Here is a 15,448-nt window from a genome sequence, read left to right as displayed (position 1 = left end):
GTCCGTCACGGGCTCTCCTGGCGTACGGGGTTCTGGTGGAGGCGGGGAGTGGAGGCCGGGGCGAGCAGGCGCAGGGCCTCGTCGGTGTCGAGCGCCGTACGCAGTCCGGGCAGCGTCAGGCCCAGTTCGACCAGGGTGATGGCGACGGCGGGGCGCATGCCGGCGACCACGGTCTGCGCGGCGAGCAGCTTCGCGTGCGCGGCCACCTCGGAGAACACGCGTCCCAGGAAGGAGTCGACGATCTCCACCCCGGAGATGTCGATGACCACACCGCCGACGGAACTGGCCGCGATGGCCTCGCCGATGTCCTGCTGCAACCTCTCGGCCGCCTCGTCGTGCAGGTCGCCGTGCAGCGTGACCAGGAGGATGTCGCCGATCCTCAGGACGGGGAGACGGGGGCCGCAGGCGCCGGGGACGGGGGTGTTCACCGTGAGCTCGGACCGGTGCGGCCCTGGTCGACGACGGAGATCCCCTGCCGGTTCAGGGCGTACGCGAGGGCGTCGGCGAGACTGGCGCGGGTGACCACCGATCCCAGGTCGATGCCGAGGTGGACGATGGTCTGGGCGATCGCGGGCCGGATGCCGGAGACGACACACTCCGCCCCCATCAGACGGGCTGCCGCCACGGTCTTCATCAGGTGCTGGGCGACCAGGGAGTCGACGGTCGGCACACCGGTGATGTCCAGGATGGCGAACCGTGCCTGCTGGCTGACGACGGCGTCGAGCAGGCTCTCCATCACCACCTGGCTGCGCGCGCTGTCGAGGGTGCCGATCAGCGGGACGGCGACCACACCCGTCCACAGCTTGATCACGGGCGTGGCGACTTCCAGCAGCTGGAGGCGCTGCCGGTCGATGAGGTCCTGCCCGGCGCTGAGCGCGGTCTCCAGAACGACCAGGCGGAGCGTTCCCAGCAGCGCCGTGAGGGAGACCGCGCAGGCCTCGGCGAACGCGTGGGGGGAGTCGGCGAGGTCGGCGCTCAGCAGCTCGTAGGCCGCCGGACGCAGCGCCGCCACCTCGGCGGCTATCTGGGCGGACCCGGCACCCGTGCGGGCCCGGGAGGCCGCCATGCGCCCCAGCTGCTCGCGAACGGTGGCGAATCCGGCCGCCCCGAGGTCCTCGGTCCGCTCCGCGGCCGCGACCGCGGCCAGCGCCTCCACGACGGCACGGCCCGCCTCCACGGCCTCGTCCCGGGAGACGGTGAACACGGTGCGGAACAGCGCCTCGTCGGCCCACCGCTGGGCGATCTGTTCCCGGCGGCGACGCAGGAACGCGCCGACCTCCTGGGCCGGCGACGCCTGCTGTACCTCTGCCTGTCGGTCCGCCACGTGTTCTACTCCTCGGTCCGTGCGTCCTCGCGGCCGTGCGGGATCCGCCGCACGTCACGGTTTCTTGTCGTACGACAACTGTAGTCATGCTCCTGGAACGCACGGCACCCGCTCCGCACGCGCGGGGGATCGCCGCCCGGGACCGGCCCGGTTCCTCGGGGTCGCTACTTCCCGGCGCCCGACGGTCCGTGCCAGTCGAGACACACCACCAGGGCGTCGTCCTCCGGCCGGGGCCTGCCCCGGTGACCGGTGAGCTCTCTCAGGACGGCGCGGGGCACCTCCGTCGCGGGCAGCAGCTGGGTGGAGGTGATCGCCATGGCCAGGGCCTGCTCCCCGTACGTCTCGCCGCCCGGCCCCGCGACGGCGTGGACGCCGTCGCTCACGAAGAGGAGCCGGTCGCCGGGCTCCACCCGGAACTCCTGGACGAGGTAGTCGGTCTCCTCGAACATGCCGAGGGGCAGCTGGGCCTCGAAGTCGACGCGTTCGACCGTCCGGCCCCGCAGCCGCAGCATCTGGGGCGACCCCGCGTCGATCACCTGCATGCGGCCGGTGGCCAGCTCGAAATCGAGCATGAGCACGGACAGATAGCGGTCGCCCCGGTACTGGGCGTAGATCGCCTGGTCGGCCAGGGCCGCCTGGTCGTGGAGCGGGATGCCGGCCCGGCGCGCGTTGCGCAGGGCGTTGATGCCGAGATTGGTCAGCAGCGACGCCTCGATACCCTCGCCCATCCCGTTCGTGACGTACAGGGACAGCCGGGAGGCGTCGGCCGACCAGTCGAAGTTGTCGCCGAAGATCGCGTAGGCGGGCTCCAGCTGGGCGCCGAGCTCGTACTCGGGCCGGGAGCAGGAGCGGCCGGGCAGCAACTGCCACTGCATCTCGGCGGCCAGCGTCAGCCGGTCCTTGCGGCGTGCCTGGAGGTAGAGGTCGGTGTCGCGTTCGGCCACGAGCACCTCGTGACTGAGGACCTCCGCGATCTCGGCGAGCTCGTTGAGCGTCTCCTCGTCGCAGGCCGCCGAGGGCAGGGTGACGGAGAGGACGCCGAGCCGGTCGCCGCGCACCGTCACCGGGAGGTGGGCGCGTACCGTCCCCTCGCCGCGTTCCTCGACGAAGGGCTCCTGTGCCCCGAAGGCGCGGCCCTCGGGGCTGGTGTGCACCGGAATGGGCTCCAGGGTGTGCGGAAGCACCGACACGGGCTGGAGCACGGTGAGCCCGTAGTCGGCCATGAAGAGCTCGACGGAGTCCGCCGCGTAGTGATCGCACAGCACGTCACGGACGGCATCCAGCAACTGGTGGGGTGCCGCGGTGCGCAAGGCGCGCTCCGCGGCCACGAATCTGTTCACGATGTCGGGTAGGCCATTCTTCGACTAGTACGATGCCGGATCCACGCTCCGGGTGGGCCGTTCCATCGGGCGTGGGTGCTGGTATCTATTGTTGTGTCCCTGTTGTCGCTTCCGCAGGCTGACAGCGCCAGAGAAGACTGGGAGAGTTAGACGGTGACTTCTTCCGGCCCGCGTCCGCACCCCAACGAGGTGGCGCGCGTGACCGCCGAGGCGGCCGAGCTGCTGGAGATCCTCTGGGGGCGTGCCTCGACGGCGCCCGTGTCGGCCTCCCAGCTGCGGGTCATGTTCATCCTGGAACACGACGAGGGCATCAATCTGAGAACCCTCGCCGACGCGCTCGGCTCCACGCCTCCCTCGACCAGCAGGCTCTGCGACCGGCTCCAGGCCGTCGGGTACGTCGAGCGGGCACCGAGCGACGTCAGCCGCCGGGAGCTCCGGCTGTTCCTCAGCCCCAGGGGCCGGACCTTCCTCGCGGAGCTGCGTGAGCGCCGTGAGCATGCCGTGGAGGCGGTCCTCGAGCAGATGCCGGCCGCCGGGCGGGCGGCGCTCGTGGAGGGGCTGTCGGCGTTCTGCGCGGCCGCGTCCGCGCAGCTCCAGGAGGGCGACGCGGTCGACGTCCGCTCGGCCTGAACGGCACGGCGGCCCGGACCGGTGGACGGTCGTCGCGCACCGGTGCGTCGCGGTCGCCGCACGGGGGCGGACGGTCTCGCCCGGTGCGCCATCTCGGATCCCTTTCTCCAGTACCGGCTGATCACCTTCCTCGTCTGAGGCGATCACTCTGTTGTCTCACGCTTACAGTTGTCAAATGGCAACTGTTGCTCATGCGCCCCCGGCCCCGCCGAAAGGCCCTAGTGGCGGGTCGTGCCCTCGTCTATGCGGACCAGAGCGGTCCTGACGTCGTCCACCGACGGGATGGCGAGGCTGACGCCCGTGAGATCGAGAATGCGCTGGACCACGCGCGCGGGGGACACCAGGCATACGCCGCCTCCCGCGCGCCCGGCGGCGTCGTGGGCCTTGAGCAGGGCGTTGATGCCGGAGGAGTCCATGAACGGGACCGCGGACAGATCGAGCAGCAGGTGCCGTCGGCCGCCGCGGATCTCGTCGGCCAGTCGGGTGTGCAGCTCGGGGGCTGTCTCGACGTCCAGTTCCCCGGCGACGGTGACCAGGGCGATGCCCTCGCCGCACGCGCTCGCGTCGATGGACACAGGAGCCTCTTCGGCCGGCACGGCTACCTCCAAGTTGGAACGTGACCCGTCGGGATCAACCCGGCGCCGGGCGCGCCGGTGAGCAGGTCAACGGTTACCCGCCGAGCCGGGGCGCACACCTTCGGTTCCGGCGCCCGAACCGTTCTCCCGGCCCTCCTCTTCTTGACCCGCCCTTTCCCGAATTACCTCTGACACAGAGGTAATCTCGAAGCGTGAAGGCGGATCCGGAGAACTTCCCCGAGAGCCTGGCGGACGCCCTGGCCGGCCTCCAGCGGCTGATCAGGCGGCGGCTGCGCGCGGGCACGGCGGGACCGAGCCTGCGCGGTGCCGAGGTCGATCTGCTGCGGCTGGTCGTCGACCGACCGGGCATCCGCGTGTCGGAAGCGGCCAAGGAGCTCTATCTGGCCGGCAATTCGGTCTCGACCCTGGTCAACAGGCTGGCCGGGGAGGGCTATCTGGTCCGCGAGACCGACCCGGCCGACCGGCGCGCCGCCCGACTGCTGTCCACCCCCGCGGCCGAGGCCCGGCTGCGCGACTGGCGGCACCGGCGCGGTGTGCTCGTACGCGGCCAGGTGGCCCGCCTCGACGCGGCCGACCGTGCCGCGCTGGAGGCCGCCCTGCCGGCCCTGCGGAAACTGGCGACGCATCTGCACGAGGAGGCCGAGGAGTCATGACACGGCGGCGAAACGGACGCACGGACCCGGCACGGCCGGAGGACCACGAGCCCGAGCCCGAGCCCGGCTCCGAGCCCGGACCCGGATTCCGGGACGACGGCCCCGTCGACGCCGTGTCCTGTGCCGGACTCGTCTACGCCTTCGGCTCGATGACCGCCGTCGACGGTCTCGACCTCGATGTCCGCGACGGCGAGGTGTTCGGACTGCTCGGCCCCAACGGTGCCGGAAAGACCACGGCACTGAGGTGCATCACCACGCTGCTGCCGGTCCCCGCGGGAAAGGTCCGGGTCTTCGGGCACGACGCCACCCGTGAACGCATGGCCGTGCGACGCCTGTTGGGCTATGTACCGCAGCAGCTGTCCGCCGACTCCGGACTCACCGGACGGGAGAACGTGGCCCTGTTCGCCCGCGTCTTCGACGTGTCCCGGCGCGAACGCGCGGCCCGTGTCGCCCAGGCACTGGACGCCGTCGGCCTCGCCGACGTGGCCGACCGGCTCGCCAAGACGTACTCCGGGGGCATGGTCCGCCGACTGGAACTCGCCCAGGCACTCGTCAGCGCGCCCCGGCTGCTGATCCTGGACGAGCCCACGATCGGCCTCGACCCGATCGCCCGCACCAGCGTGTGGGAGCACATCAACGCCGTACGGGCCGCCACCGGCATGACCGTCCTCGTGACGACCCACTACATGGACGAGGCCGACCAGTACTGCGACCGGGTCGCCCTGATGCACCGCGGACGCGTCCGCGCGCTCGGCACACCGGACGAGCTGAGGGCGGGCCTCGGTGAGCGCCGCGGCATCACCGGCGACGGTGAACCGCCCACCCTGGAGGACGTCTTCCGCGACGTCGCCGGCAGTGGACTCGACGACCGATCAGGAGACTTCAGCGATGTCCGAAGCACCCGCCGTACCGCTTCCCGCGTCGGCTGAGCACGTCCGCCCCGGGAGCCTCGACCTGCTCGTGATCCCGCCGAAGGCCCGCACGGGCTGGCGCGTGCTGCCCGCCCGGGTGGCCGCGATGTGCGCGGTCGAGCTCCAGAAACTCCGCCACGACCGCACCGAGCTGTACACCCGGGCGGTCCAGCCGGCCCTGTGGCTGCTGATCTTCGGTGAGACGTTCACCCGGATCCACGCGATCCCGACCGGCGGAATCCCCTACCTCGACTATCTGGCGCCCGGCATCATCGCCCAGTCCGCCATGTTCATCGCCATCTTCTACGGCATCATGATCATCTGGGAGCGGGACGCCGGAATTCTCACGAAGCTCCTGGTCACCCCGACGCCCCGCTCCGCGCTCATCACCGGCAAGGCGTTCGCCGCCGGAGTGAAGGCGCTGATCCAGGCCGTGGTGGTCGTCGTGATCGCCGCGCTGCTCGGCGTGGCGATGACGTGGAATCCGCTGCGGCTCCTCGGAGTGGCCGTGGCCGTCGTGCTCGGTTCGGCCTTCTTCTCCTGCCTGTCCATGACGATTGCGGGCATCGTGCTCACCCGGGACCGCCTGATGGGCATCGGGCAGGCCATCACCATGCCGCTCTTCTTCGGCTCCAACGCCCTCTACCCGGTGGCGATCATGCCCGGCTGGCTCCAGGCCGTCAGCCTGGTCAACCCGCTCAGCTACCAAGTCGACGCCCTGCGCGGTCTGTTGCTCGGAACGCCCGCGCATCTGCCCCTCGACTACGGCGTCCTGGCCGTCGCCGCGGCCCTCGGCATCTGGTCCGCGTCCTCGCTCCTGGGGCGACTGGCCAGGTGAGAACACGCTCAGGCGGAGCGTGCGCGGCGGGAGTCGGCCCACCGAAGGAGTCCGGCTCCGGCCGCGGCGGCGAGGAGTAGGCCGCCGGCGGCCCAGGCCACCAAGTCGGTACGGGATGGGGCGGCCGAGTCCTTCGCGGCCTGCTGGTCGGCGCAGGCCCTCCCGGGCGCGGCGGGGGCGATGCGCAGACGGGCCCATGGTTTGCCGGGGCCGGTCCGGTCGACGTCGTGCCGGTAGACGACGTAGAGGCCGGGTGCGGAGTCGCAGGTCAAGGTGGTGGTGGCGGTCAGGACGGCCTTGGCGCCGCGCAGGACGGGGCGGCCGGTGAAGGCGCGGGAGGTGAGGGTGATGTCTCCGTCCGAGCCCTCGTCGTCGTTGTCCGTGATCGTGATGCGGCTGCCCGCCCGGAAGGTCCGCACGTCCCATGCCGACTGGGGCCATGTTCTGTCCGGAGCCCAGCGCTCCTCCAGCCTGGGCGGGGGCAGTTTCCCCACCTTGCTCCGACAGGCGCTGCGTGCCGCCTCGTCGGCGGGTTCCACGCGCACCCGTGCCCATCGGAACGGATGCTCGTCCGGGCCCACGTCTCCCGCGTCGCGTCGCGTCACCGGGTAGGTGCCGGGGCGGGCGTCGCAGGCGATGGTGACGGTGGTGGTCAGCACCGGATGCATCATGCGCAGCTTCCCCGCCTTGACGAACGCGGGGGAGGCGATCGTCGCTAGGTAAGTGGCATCACTGGCCGCGGAGTCGACCGTCAGTGTGTCGCCGGGATGCACCGAGCGGACACTTCCGAACGGGAGCGAGGGTCCGGGCGGCGAGGCCGAGGCCGGCACGGCTGCCGCGAAGGACAGCAGGAGAGGGAGTGTCGCCCACGCGGTCCTGCGGAGTCGGGTCATCGCCTCGCTCGTCTCTTATTTGGCGATATGTCAGGTAATGATCGATAGTACTGTGCCATTGAACCCGTGTACGACAAAGGGGAGTTCGGGGCTCGCTCACCGTACGACCCCTTGCAAGACGGAAAGGCACCTTGTTGCGTTCCAGACACAGATGGATTCGAGTCCTGGCGCTGGGAGTGGGCGTCGGCGTTCTCGGCACCGGGACGGCATCGGCCGCGACCGGCCGTCCGGCGCCGGCGGCCTCCGCCCCAGTGACGGCCTCCGTCCCAGTGACGGCTTCCGCCTCATTGACGGCCTCCGCCCGAGCGACGGCTTCCGCATTACCGGTGACTCCCGGTTCCGGGCTACAGGTCCCGCCGAAGTCGTCGGCCACCTCGCCGCCGTCGACGGTCGCGGGGGCCGTCGAGCCGGCCGACTCCGGCACGCCCCCGGCGCCCTCGACGCGCTCCGCCGAGCCGACCTTCGCTCCGTCCCCCTCGGACGGGCCGAGTCTGAGCGAGGAGGAGAAGTACTGGACGGCGGACCGCATGGAGAACGCGGTCCCGGTCGACTCCCCGCCGGTCCCCGCTTCGGCCGTGGCGAAGCACGGGCTGCGGGCCGGCGCCGCCGCGCACCGGCCTCCGCCGGCGGGCACTCCCGCCCCTGAGCACTTCCTCGGCCACCCGATGGTGGGCACGTTCTTCTTCGACGGCAAGCCGCTCGGCGGCCCGAAGACATACTGCACGGGCAGCGTCGTGCACACGGCCGCCAAGGACATCGTCCTGACCGCCGGACACTGCGGGCTCGGCCTGAAATCGGCCACCCACCGCATCTTCGTGCCCCGCTACCGCGTCGGCCGGCCCGCCGCCGAGCAGCCGGACGGCGTGTTCCCGGTGTCCCAGCTCTACATTGACCCGCGCTACGAGAGGAACAGCAAGAAGGCGGTCTCCGACCTCGACCTGGCCTTCGCCCAGGTCGGCTCCAACAGCCGGGGCAAGGTTGAGGACGTCACGGGAGCCCTGACCTTCACGCCGACGAGCGGCTATCGCCACAAGGTCACCGTCATCGGCTATCCCGACGACGCTGGGGTCAACCCCGACCACGTGCCGGTCCGCTGCCCCGTCAGCACCTCTCAACTGCCGGGCTTCCGGCAGATGCGCATGACCTGCACCGGGTTCTACGGCGGTGTCTCCGGCGGTCCGTGGATCGAGGACTACAACAGCACCGACGGCACCGGCAAGGTGATCGGCAACACCGGCGGGTACAACGGCGGTGGCAACGACGCCAACGACGACTGGGTGACCTACGCGCCGGTCTACGGCAAGGACGCCCAGGACCTGTTCGCCGACGCCGCAGCGCACCGGAAGGTGGAGGACGACAAGCCGCCGTACCGGCCCTCCGGGGACCCCTGGCTCCCGGGCACGGCCGCCACCTGGCAGAACGCCGGCCTGATGGCCTCGGGCGACTTCCGCCGGACCGGCCACAGCGACATGATCGTGGTCTGGTCCGACGGCGAGGTCACGCTCTACCCCGGCGACGGACACGGCGGCTACGATCCCGAGCGGCAACTGCTGCCCAAGAACTCCACCTGGAAGAACGCCAAGACCGTCACGGCGGGCGACTTCACCGGGTCCGACCAGTTCGACCTGCTGGTCCGCTGGGCCGACGGCGAGGTGACCCTGTACGGCGACGTCGGCTCCAAGGGACTGAACTGGCCCGGCACCCAGATGATCAAACCCAACGACCTCTGGAAGAACGCGACGCAGATCGTCGCGGGCCGCTTCGCCGCCGCGCAGTACGTCACCGATCTCGTCGTGCGCTGGTCCGACGGTGAGCTGACCCTCTACACGAACGTCGGCGCGGGCACCTTCGGGCAGGAGCACCAGCTGAAGCCGAAGAACGACACCTGGCGGAACGCCACGCTCCTGACGGCCGGTGAGTTCTCCGGTGACCAGAAGTGGGACCTCATGGTGCGCTGGGTCGACGGCGAACTCGACGACTACGTCGGTACGACGGCCTCGGGCCTCGGCGGCGAGCGTCGCATCCTGGACCCCAACGGGCTCTGGAAGCACGACGCGGCCATGACGACCGGCGACTTCACCGGCAACGGCCGTACCGACGACCTCGTCATCCGCTGGTCCGACGGCGAGACCACCATGTACACCGACACCCTCCCCAACCAGCTGGGAGCCGAACACACGCTCGTCGCCCCGACCTCCTGAGCAACTCACCGGTGACAGCAGCACGAAGCCCCGGGCCCACACGCCCGGGGCTTCGTGCCGACGTTTCCCGGCGGAGACCGGCTCGGCGTCCTCGCGTCCGGCTAGCCGTTGTCCCTACAGCCGACCGCCGACGGCGCGTCGTGGCACCGCTGATCCTGGTGCGACTGGGCCTCGCCTCCGCCCAGGAAGATCATGGAGATCAGGACGGCCATGGCGGCCTGCGTGACGACCGTCACGACGGCGTCGATCCATGCTGCTGTCACGGCCGCCGCGATGGCGAGGACGCCGACTCCGCCGGCGGCGAACAGATAGCTCCACAAGGGATCCGTCGTGCCGGTCTTCTCCGGGTCGAGTTCGAGACCGGACAGGAACCAGAGTCCGAAGATGACCGCCAGGGCGATCAACTCCAGGAGTACGAGAACGCATCCGGCCGCGATGTCGGCACCCCGGTTCACCCGGCTCCTTCGTCCAGGTCCTGTGGTGGCGTCGAAGGCCGGAGGGGCAACGGGTAAGTCCATGGGCGCCACCCTGTCCTCACACGTGAGGCGGCGCATGAGTACGGGTACTCAGTTCCGTGCCTGGCGGGACGACGCCGGTCACGGATCGCGGTGCCGTCGGCTAACCCATCGTCTTGGCGCCGTCCAGGGATTCGCGGACGATGTCGGCGTGGCCTGCGTGTTGGGTGGTTTCGGCGATGATGTGCAGCAGCACCCGGCGGGCCGACCAGCGTCCTCCCGGTTCCGACCACGGGGCATCCGGGAGCGGTTGTGCGGCGTCCAGGTCGGGCAGGGTCGCGACCAACTCGTCGGTCCGGAGGGCTGCTTCGGCGTAGTCGGCCAGCACGCCGGCCAGTGTCTCGCCGGGCAGCATCCGGAATTCGTCGGCCCGTCGGGCCCAGTCGGCCTCGGTCATCCTGGTGAAGTCGGGCATCGCCGAAGGGCCGTCCAGGATGAACCGCACCCAGTTCCGCTCGACCGCGGTGACGTGCTTGATCAGGCCGCCCAGACACAGCTCGCCCGCGGTGGTCCGCTGCCCGGCCTGCTCGTCCGTGAGGTCGCGGGTGGTGAATCGCAGGAAGCCCCGGTGCTTGGCCAGCACCTCCAGCAAGTCAGCCCGCTCGCCGGTGGCGGTCGGCCCGTCGGCCGGGTCGTGGGTCGTCGGTTCGTCGGCCGTGACGGTCTCGCTCATGGTCGCTGCCCTCCGTTGTTCGTGCTCCGCCGGACGAGAAGGACGCTAGAGGCGCTTTAGGTCGGATGCTGACCTAAATCGGGGGAGGCGTGATTCTCGTCGTCCGAACCATGGCGCACGTCCGAGGGCGTCTCGGCGGACGAACGGCGCGCGGTCTCGATTGGTGGGGCGACGCGGGCAGGCTTAACGTCGATGGAGTGAACATCCACGTTCACCGCCGACCCGCGATGCAGGGCCTTCCCCGATGACGGCCGATCACGTGACATCCTCCGAGTCTGCCGAGTCCCCGCAGCGGGGCCGAGGCAGCGGCATCGCACTCCTCGTCATCGCCTCGTGCCAATTGATGGTGGTCCTCGACATCACCATCGTGAACATCGCGCTGCCGCACATCCAGACCTCGCTCGGCTTCTCGACCGAGAACCTGTCCTGGGTGATCAACGCCTACACCCTGACCTTCGGCGGTCTGCTGCTGCTCGGCGGGCGCTCCGGGGACATCCTCGGCAGACGCCGGATGTTCATATTCGGCGTGCTGCTCTTCGTGTTCGCCTCGCTGCTCGGCGGACTCTCGCAGGAATCATGGCAGTTGCTCGCCGCACGCTCGCTCCAGGGCGTCGGCGGTGCCATCGCCTCACCGACGGCCCTGTCGCTGATCACCACCACTTTCCGTGAAGGACCCGAGCGCAACAGGGCGTTCGGCGTGTTCGCCGCCGTCTCCGCGGGCGGCAGCGCGATCGGACTGCTCGCGGGCGGTGTCCTCGTCGAGTGGCTCGACTGGCGCTGGGTCTTCTTCGTGAACGTCCCCATCGGCCTGCTGATCGTGCTCGCGACCCCGCGCTACATCAAGGAGTCCGAACGGCACCCGGGCCACTTCGACCTCCTCGGCGCCCTCACCTCGACACTCGGCATGGTGCTGCTGGTCTACGGCTTCATCCGGGCCTCGGAGCAGGGCTGGAGCAACCCCCTCACCCTGGCGTCGTTCGGCGCCGCGCTGGTCTTCCTGATCTCGTTCATCGCGGTCGAACGCCGGTCGAGACAGCCCATCACCCCGCTGTGGATGTTCCGCGACCGCAACCGCTCGGGCGTCTACGCGATGATGCTGAGCCTGTCCGCGGCCATCTTCGGGATGTTCTTCTTCCTGACGCTCTTCGTGCAGAACATCCTCGGGTTCAGCCCTCTGAAGGCGGGCTTCGCCTTCCTGCCGGTCAGCGTGATCATCGCGATCGGCGCGGGTGTCGCCTCGAATCTGCTGCCGAGGTTCGGGCCCAAGCCCTTCATGGCCGTGGGCGCGATCCTGGCCGCGCTGGGCCTCGGCTGGCTGACGCTCACCGACGTCAACAGCACGTATCTCGGCAGCATCCTCGGACCCACCCTGGTCTTCGGCTTCGGCATGGGCCTTCAGTTCGTGTCGCTGACGCTGATGGCGGTGTCGGGAGTACAGCCCAAGGACACGGGCGCCGCCTCCGGCATCCTCAACGCCACCCAGCAGGTCGGCGGATCCCTCGGCCTGTCCGTGCTGGTCACGGTCTTCGGCACCGCGAGCCGCAACGAGGCCACGAACCAGGTCGCGAACTTCCTGTCGACCGCGACCCCGGCGCAGAAGCTCCAGTTCCGCAGGACGGGACAGCTCCCCGCGCCCTGGAGCGGACAGGTGCTGACCTCCGGCATCACGGGAGCGTTCGTCGCCGCCGCGGTCTTCGCGGTCTTCGCCGCCCTGGTGGCCCTCATCGTCATCCAGGTGCGCCCCTCCGACCTGGAGCGGCTCCAGGGCGGGGCCGCCGCGATGACACCCGGGGACGGAGCGGGCGACGAGGCCGGCGCGTCGGCCGGCGCCACCCCGATGGGGGACCCGGACCCGGGAGACGGCCCGGCCGACCCCGGCTGAAACACAGCCCCCGGCTGCGACACCGGACCTCGGCCGACACCGGCTTCGGCCGAAACGCCGGTCCCGGCCGACCCCGGCCCCGGCGCATCGGCCCGCCTCGACCGGCACCCCTCAAGGCAGCGGCTGCTCCGCCCAGATGACCTTGCCCTCGGGCGTGTACCGGGTGCCCCAGCGGTCCGTGAGCTGCGCGACCAGGAACAGACCGCGCCCGCCCTCGTCCGTCGTCGCCGCGTACCGCAGATGCGGTGACGTGCTGCTGCCGTCGAACACCTCGCAGATCAGCGTGCGGTCCAGCAGCAGCCGGACTCCGATGGGCCCGTTGCCGTAGCGGATCGCGTTGGTCACCAGTTCGCTGAGGATCAGCTCGGTGGTGAACGCCAGCTCCCCGAGCCCCCAGCGTTCCAGCTGCCGGCTGGCCGAGGCGCGTGCCTCGCCCACGGCGGCCGGTTCGGACGGCACCTCCCAGGAGGCGATCCGGTCCGCGTCGAGCGCGTGGGTGCGGGCCACGATCAGGGCGATGTCGTCGCTCGGCCGGGCCGGCAGCAGGGCGCTCAGCACGGCCTGGCAGGTCTCCTCCGGAGAGCGGTCGGCACCGGCCAGCGCCGTCCGCAGCAGTTCGAGCCCGACGTCGATGTCCCGTTCCCGGTCCTCGACCAGACCGTCCGTGTAGAGCACAAGCCGGCTGCCCTCCTCCAGTTCCAGCTCGGCCGTCTCGAACGGCAGACCGCCCAGGCCGAGCGGCGGACCGGCCGGCACGTCGGGGAAGTCGACGCTGCCGTCCGGACGGATCACCGCGGGCGGCGGGTGTCCCGCGCGGGCGACGGTGCAGCGCCGGGTCGTCGGGTCGTAGACGGCGTAGACGCAGGTGGCGCCCGTGACGGCGGCCCTGGTGTCCTCCGGGAGCTCGTCCTGGTCGATCCGGCCGACCAGCTCGTCCAGGAGCCCGAGCAGTTCGTCGGGCGGCAGGTCGAGCGCGGAGAAGTTGTGGACCGCCGTACGCAGCCGGCCCATCGTCGCGGCGGCCAGCAGGCCGTGGCCGACGACATCGCCCACGACGACGGCGACCCGGGCGCCGGGCAGCGGCAGCACGTCGAACCAGTCGCCGCCGACCCCCGCCTGCGCCGGCAGATAGCGGTAGGCGAGGTCGAGTGCGCTCTGGTCGGGCAGCGAGCGCGGCAGCAGGCTGCGTTGCAGGGTCACGGCCATGGTGTGCTCGCGTGTGTAGCGGCGGGCGTTGTCGATGGAGACCGCGGCGCGGGCGACCAGTTCCTCGGCGAGGGCGAGATCGTCCACGTCGAAGGGGTCGGGCTTCTCGGAGCGCCAGAAGTTGACCACGCCCATGACCAGGGGGCCGACGCGCAGGGGGACGGTGATCAGGGAGTGGATGCCGTAGTCGACGACCTGTGCGGTGCGCTTCGGCTCCTGGGCCAGCCAGCCCGGGGCGCCGCCCAGATCGGGCTCGACCACGGCCTCTCCGGTGCGCAGACTGTGGGCCTGGGGCGAGGACGGCACGAAGCCGATGTGCTCCCCGACCGGGTAGAGCGGCGCGTCCTCCCGGATGCCGCCGTAGGCCGTGCGGCGCAGCCCGGTCCCGGCGTCCGGTTCCTGCCCGTTCAGTACGGCGTCGGCCAGGTCCACGGTGACGAAGTCGGCGAAGCGGGGGACGGCGACGGCCGTGAGTTCCTCGGCCGTCCTGGTGACGTCCAGGCTCGTGCCGATGCGTACCCCGGCGTCGTAGAGGAGTTTGAGGCGTTCGCGGGCGATCTCCGCCCGGCCCGAGAGTGCCCGCAGTTCCGTGGAGTCCCGGAGCGTGGCGACGCTTCCGGCCGGTCCGCCCCGCAGGTGCGTGGGCCGCTGGTTGACGGCCAGGAGCCGGTCCCCGACGAGGTGCACCTCGTCGGTGGCGACGCGCCCGGAGGCCAGCAGCTCGGCGGTGCCCGAGTCCAGGCCGAGTTTCTGGACGTGCTGTCCCTCGGCGTCCGCGGGCAGGTCGAGCAGGCGGTCGGCCTCGTCGTTGGCCAGCAGCAGCTGCCCGTCCGCGCCGACGATCATCACTCCCTCCCGGACGGAGTGCAGCACGGCGTCGTGGTGCTCGTACATCCGGGTCATCTCGTACGGGCCGAGGCCGTGTGTCTGGCGCAGCAGACGTCTGCTGACCAGCGCGGTGCTCGCGGTGGCGAGCGCCAGCGCCACGGCGGCGGCGCCGAGCAGGAGCGGCAGCTGGTGGTCGGCGGCGCCGCCCACGTTGTCCGTGGTGATCCCGGCCGAGACCATGCCGACGACCTTGCCGTCGGGCGCCTTGACGGGGACGGTGGCCTGCACCAGCGGGCCGAGCGTTCCGTTGACCTGCTCGACGACGGAGTGGCCGGCCAGGACCGGTGCGGTGGTCCCGATGAACTTCTTGCCGATCCGGTCGGGCTTGGGATGCGTGTAGCGGATCGCGTCCGTGTTGAGTACGACGATGAAGTCGACGTCCGACGCCTTGCGGGCGGCTTCCGCGCTGGGCTGGAGCAGCGCGGTGGGGTCGGGGGCGCTCAGGGCCGCGCGGGTGCCGGGCGCGTTGGCGAACGTCTCCGCGACGGCGAGCGAGCGGTTGCGGGCCTCCTGGGTGCTGTCATGGCGCACCTGGAGTACCAGCGCGACCACCGCGGCGACGACCAGGAGCAGCACGATGACCACTTGCAGGACGAAGACCTGTCCGGCGACACTCCGCCCGCCGAGGGCGTAACGCAGCCCGTCGGACGGGCCGTGCCCGTGCTTGCCTTCGTGTGGCCCACGCCTGCGGTGCGCTGTACTGGGGCGGCGGGCCTCCTGAGCCCGGGTTCGACCCAATAGTCCGACCATGAGCTATGTCTACACTGCTCGGCGCCCGGTGGCGAGGGGCGTCACGCACGGTGACCGGCCGCAGCGCCGGTGGCGGGTGAGGACGGCGGGACGGCCCGGCGCAGGCCGGGCGGCTCCCCGGTGTGTGGACGCATGATGGAGACACAGT

At 71.0% G+C, this 15,448-nt stretch carries 14 protein-coding genes; 6 read left to right on the top strand and 8 right to left on the bottom strand.

Translation table 11 applies throughout. From position 1 onward, the window contains the following. Positions 1-5: 5 nt before the first annotated feature. The 3 genes from WJM95_RS00845 to WJM95_RS00835 form a co-directional block, all read right to left on the bottom strand. Entirely contained in the window at positions 6-428 is a 423-nt protein-coding gene (locus WJM95_RS00845; RefSeq protein ID WP_339127487.1) for an STAS domain-containing protein, read from the bottom strand. Then, on the bottom strand, positions 425-1,324 hold the full coding sequence (locus WJM95_RS00840) for an STAS domain-containing protein (protein ID WP_339127486.1): 900 nt from the start codon (positions 1,322-1,324) through the stop codon (positions 425-427). Before WJM95_RS00840 ends, WJM95_RS00845 begins: the two co-directional genes overlap by 4 nt. A gap of 164 nt (positions 1,325-1,488) precedes the next feature. After that, complete coding sequence (locus tag WJM95_RS00835) at positions 1,489-2,664, bottom strand: PP2C family protein-serine/threonine phosphatase (protein ID WP_339127485.1); 1,176 nt, start codon at positions 2,662-2,664, stop codon at positions 1,489-1,491. A gap of 153 nt (positions 2,665-2,817) precedes the next feature. Between WJM95_RS00835 and WJM95_RS00830 the strand changes: the two genes are divergently transcribed. After that, the gene (locus WJM95_RS00830; RefSeq protein ID WP_339127483.1) at positions 2,818-3,294 is read left to right on the top strand and encodes a MarR family transcriptional regulator; all 477 of its coding nucleotides are present in this window, start codon (positions 2,818-2,820) and stop codon (positions 3,292-3,294) included. 218 nt (positions 3,295-3,512) lie between these two features. Here the strand turns inward: WJM95_RS00830 and WJM95_RS00825 are convergent, their stop codons facing one another. Continuing rightward, positions 3,513-3,869, bottom strand: a complete 357-nt coding sequence (locus tag WJM95_RS00825) for an STAS domain-containing protein (protein WP_339127481.1) — start codon at positions 3,867-3,869, stop codon at positions 3,513-3,515. Positions 3,870-4,081: 212 nt separating this feature from the next. Between WJM95_RS00825 and WJM95_RS00820 the strand changes: the two genes are divergently transcribed. From WJM95_RS00820 to WJM95_RS00810, 3 genes are read left to right on the top strand one after another with little or no spacing between them, the layout of a single operon-like run. Continuing rightward, on the top strand, positions 4,082-4,543 hold the full coding sequence (locus tag WJM95_RS00820; protein ID WP_339127479.1) for a helix-turn-helix domain-containing protein: 462 nt from the start codon (positions 4,082-4,084) through the stop codon (positions 4,541-4,543). Further along, positions 4,540-5,472, top strand: a complete 933-nt coding sequence (locus tag WJM95_RS00815) for an ATP-binding cassette domain-containing protein (protein WP_339127478.1) — start codon at positions 4,540-4,542, stop codon at positions 5,470-5,472. The genes WJM95_RS00820 and WJM95_RS00815 overlap by 4 nt, the downstream gene beginning before the upstream one ends. Continuing rightward, on the top strand, positions 5,432-6,292 hold the full coding sequence (locus WJM95_RS00810) for an ABC transporter permease (protein ID WP_339127476.1): 861 nt from the start codon (positions 5,432-5,434) through the stop codon (positions 6,290-6,292). Before WJM95_RS00815 ends, WJM95_RS00810 begins: the two co-directional genes overlap by 41 nt. Before the next feature lie 8 nt (positions 6,293-6,300). Here WJM95_RS00810 and WJM95_RS00805 read toward each other — a convergent pair whose 3' ends face one another. Next, the gene (locus WJM95_RS00805; protein ID WP_339127474.1) at positions 6,301-7,185 is read right to left on the bottom strand and encodes a hypothetical protein; all 885 of its coding nucleotides are present in this window, start codon (positions 7,183-7,185) and stop codon (positions 6,301-6,303) included. Between the two features lie 326 nt (positions 7,186-7,511). On the opposite strand from WJM95_RS00805, the gene WJM95_RS00800 reads away from it, so the two are divergent. Beyond that, positions 7,512-9,386 carry a trypsin-like serine protease gene (locus WJM95_RS00800; RefSeq protein WP_339127473.1) on the top strand — a complete coding sequence of 625 codons (1,875 nt, stop codon included), beginning with the start codon at positions 7,512-7,514 and terminating at the stop codon, positions 9,384-9,386. Between the two features lie 101 nt (positions 9,387-9,487). On the opposite strand, the gene WJM95_RS00795 is transcribed toward WJM95_RS00800, so the two are convergent. Together WJM95_RS00795 and WJM95_RS00790 are read right to left on the bottom strand one after the other, a co-directional pair. Further along, on the bottom strand, positions 9,488-9,904 hold the full coding sequence (locus tag WJM95_RS00795; RefSeq protein ID WP_339127472.1) for a DUF6234 family protein: 417 nt from the start codon (positions 9,902-9,904) through the stop codon (positions 9,488-9,490). A 100-nt stretch (positions 9,905-10,004) separates the two neighbouring features. Further along, a complete protein-coding gene (locus WJM95_RS00790) occupies positions 10,005-10,574 on the bottom strand; it encodes a DinB family protein (RefSeq protein WP_339127470.1) in 570 nt (189 codons plus the stop codon). Positions 10,575-10,833: 259 nt separating this feature from the next. Between WJM95_RS00790 and WJM95_RS00785 the strand changes: the two genes are divergently transcribed. Next, positions 10,834-12,456 carry an MFS transporter gene (locus WJM95_RS00785; RefSeq protein WP_339127468.1) on the top strand — a complete coding sequence of 541 codons (1,623 nt, stop codon included), beginning with the start codon at positions 10,834-10,836 and terminating at the stop codon, positions 12,454-12,456. A gap of 111 nt (positions 12,457-12,567) precedes the next feature. On the opposite strand, the gene WJM95_RS00780 is transcribed toward WJM95_RS00785, so the two are convergent. Continuing rightward, positions 12,568-15,300, bottom strand: a complete 2,733-nt coding sequence (locus WJM95_RS00780; RefSeq protein ID WP_339127466.1) for a SpoIIE family protein phosphatase — start codon at positions 15,298-15,300, stop codon at positions 12,568-12,570. Positions 15,301-15,448 lie beyond the last annotated feature (148 nt).

The organism is Streptomyces sp. f51 (assembly GCF_037940415.1).
Lineage (GTDB): Bacteria > Actinomycetota > Actinomycetes > Streptomycetales > Streptomycetaceae > Streptomyces.
Note: the sequence above shows the minus strand (reverse complement) of the source record. Positions and strands in the feature narration are given on the sequence as shown.

Bases quoted from the DNA above. Each gene is read 5' to 3' on its own strand.
- WJM95_RS00815 (WP_339127478.1), top strand. From the start codon at position 4,540: ATGACACGGCGGCGAAACGGACGCACGGACCCGGCACGGCCGGAGGAC.
- WJM95_RS00810 (WP_339127476.1), top strand. From the start codon at position 5,432: ATGTCCGAAGCACCCGCCGTACCGCTTCCCGCGTCGGCTGAGCACGTC.
- WJM95_RS00805 (WP_339127474.1), bottom strand. From the start codon at position 7,185: ATGACCCGACTCCGCAGGACCGCGTGGGCGACACTCCCTCTCCTGCTG.
- WJM95_RS00795 (WP_339127472.1), bottom strand. From the start codon at position 9,904: ATGGACTTACCCGTTGCCCCTCCGGCCTTCGACGCCACCACAGGACCT.
- WJM95_RS00790 (WP_339127470.1), bottom strand. From the start codon at position 10,574: ATGAGCGAGACCGTCACGGCCGACGAACCGACGACCCACGACCCGGCC.
- WJM95_RS00780 (WP_339127466.1), bottom strand. From the start codon at position 15,300: ATGGTCGGACTATTGGGTCGAACCCGGGCTCAGGAGGCCCGCCGCCCC.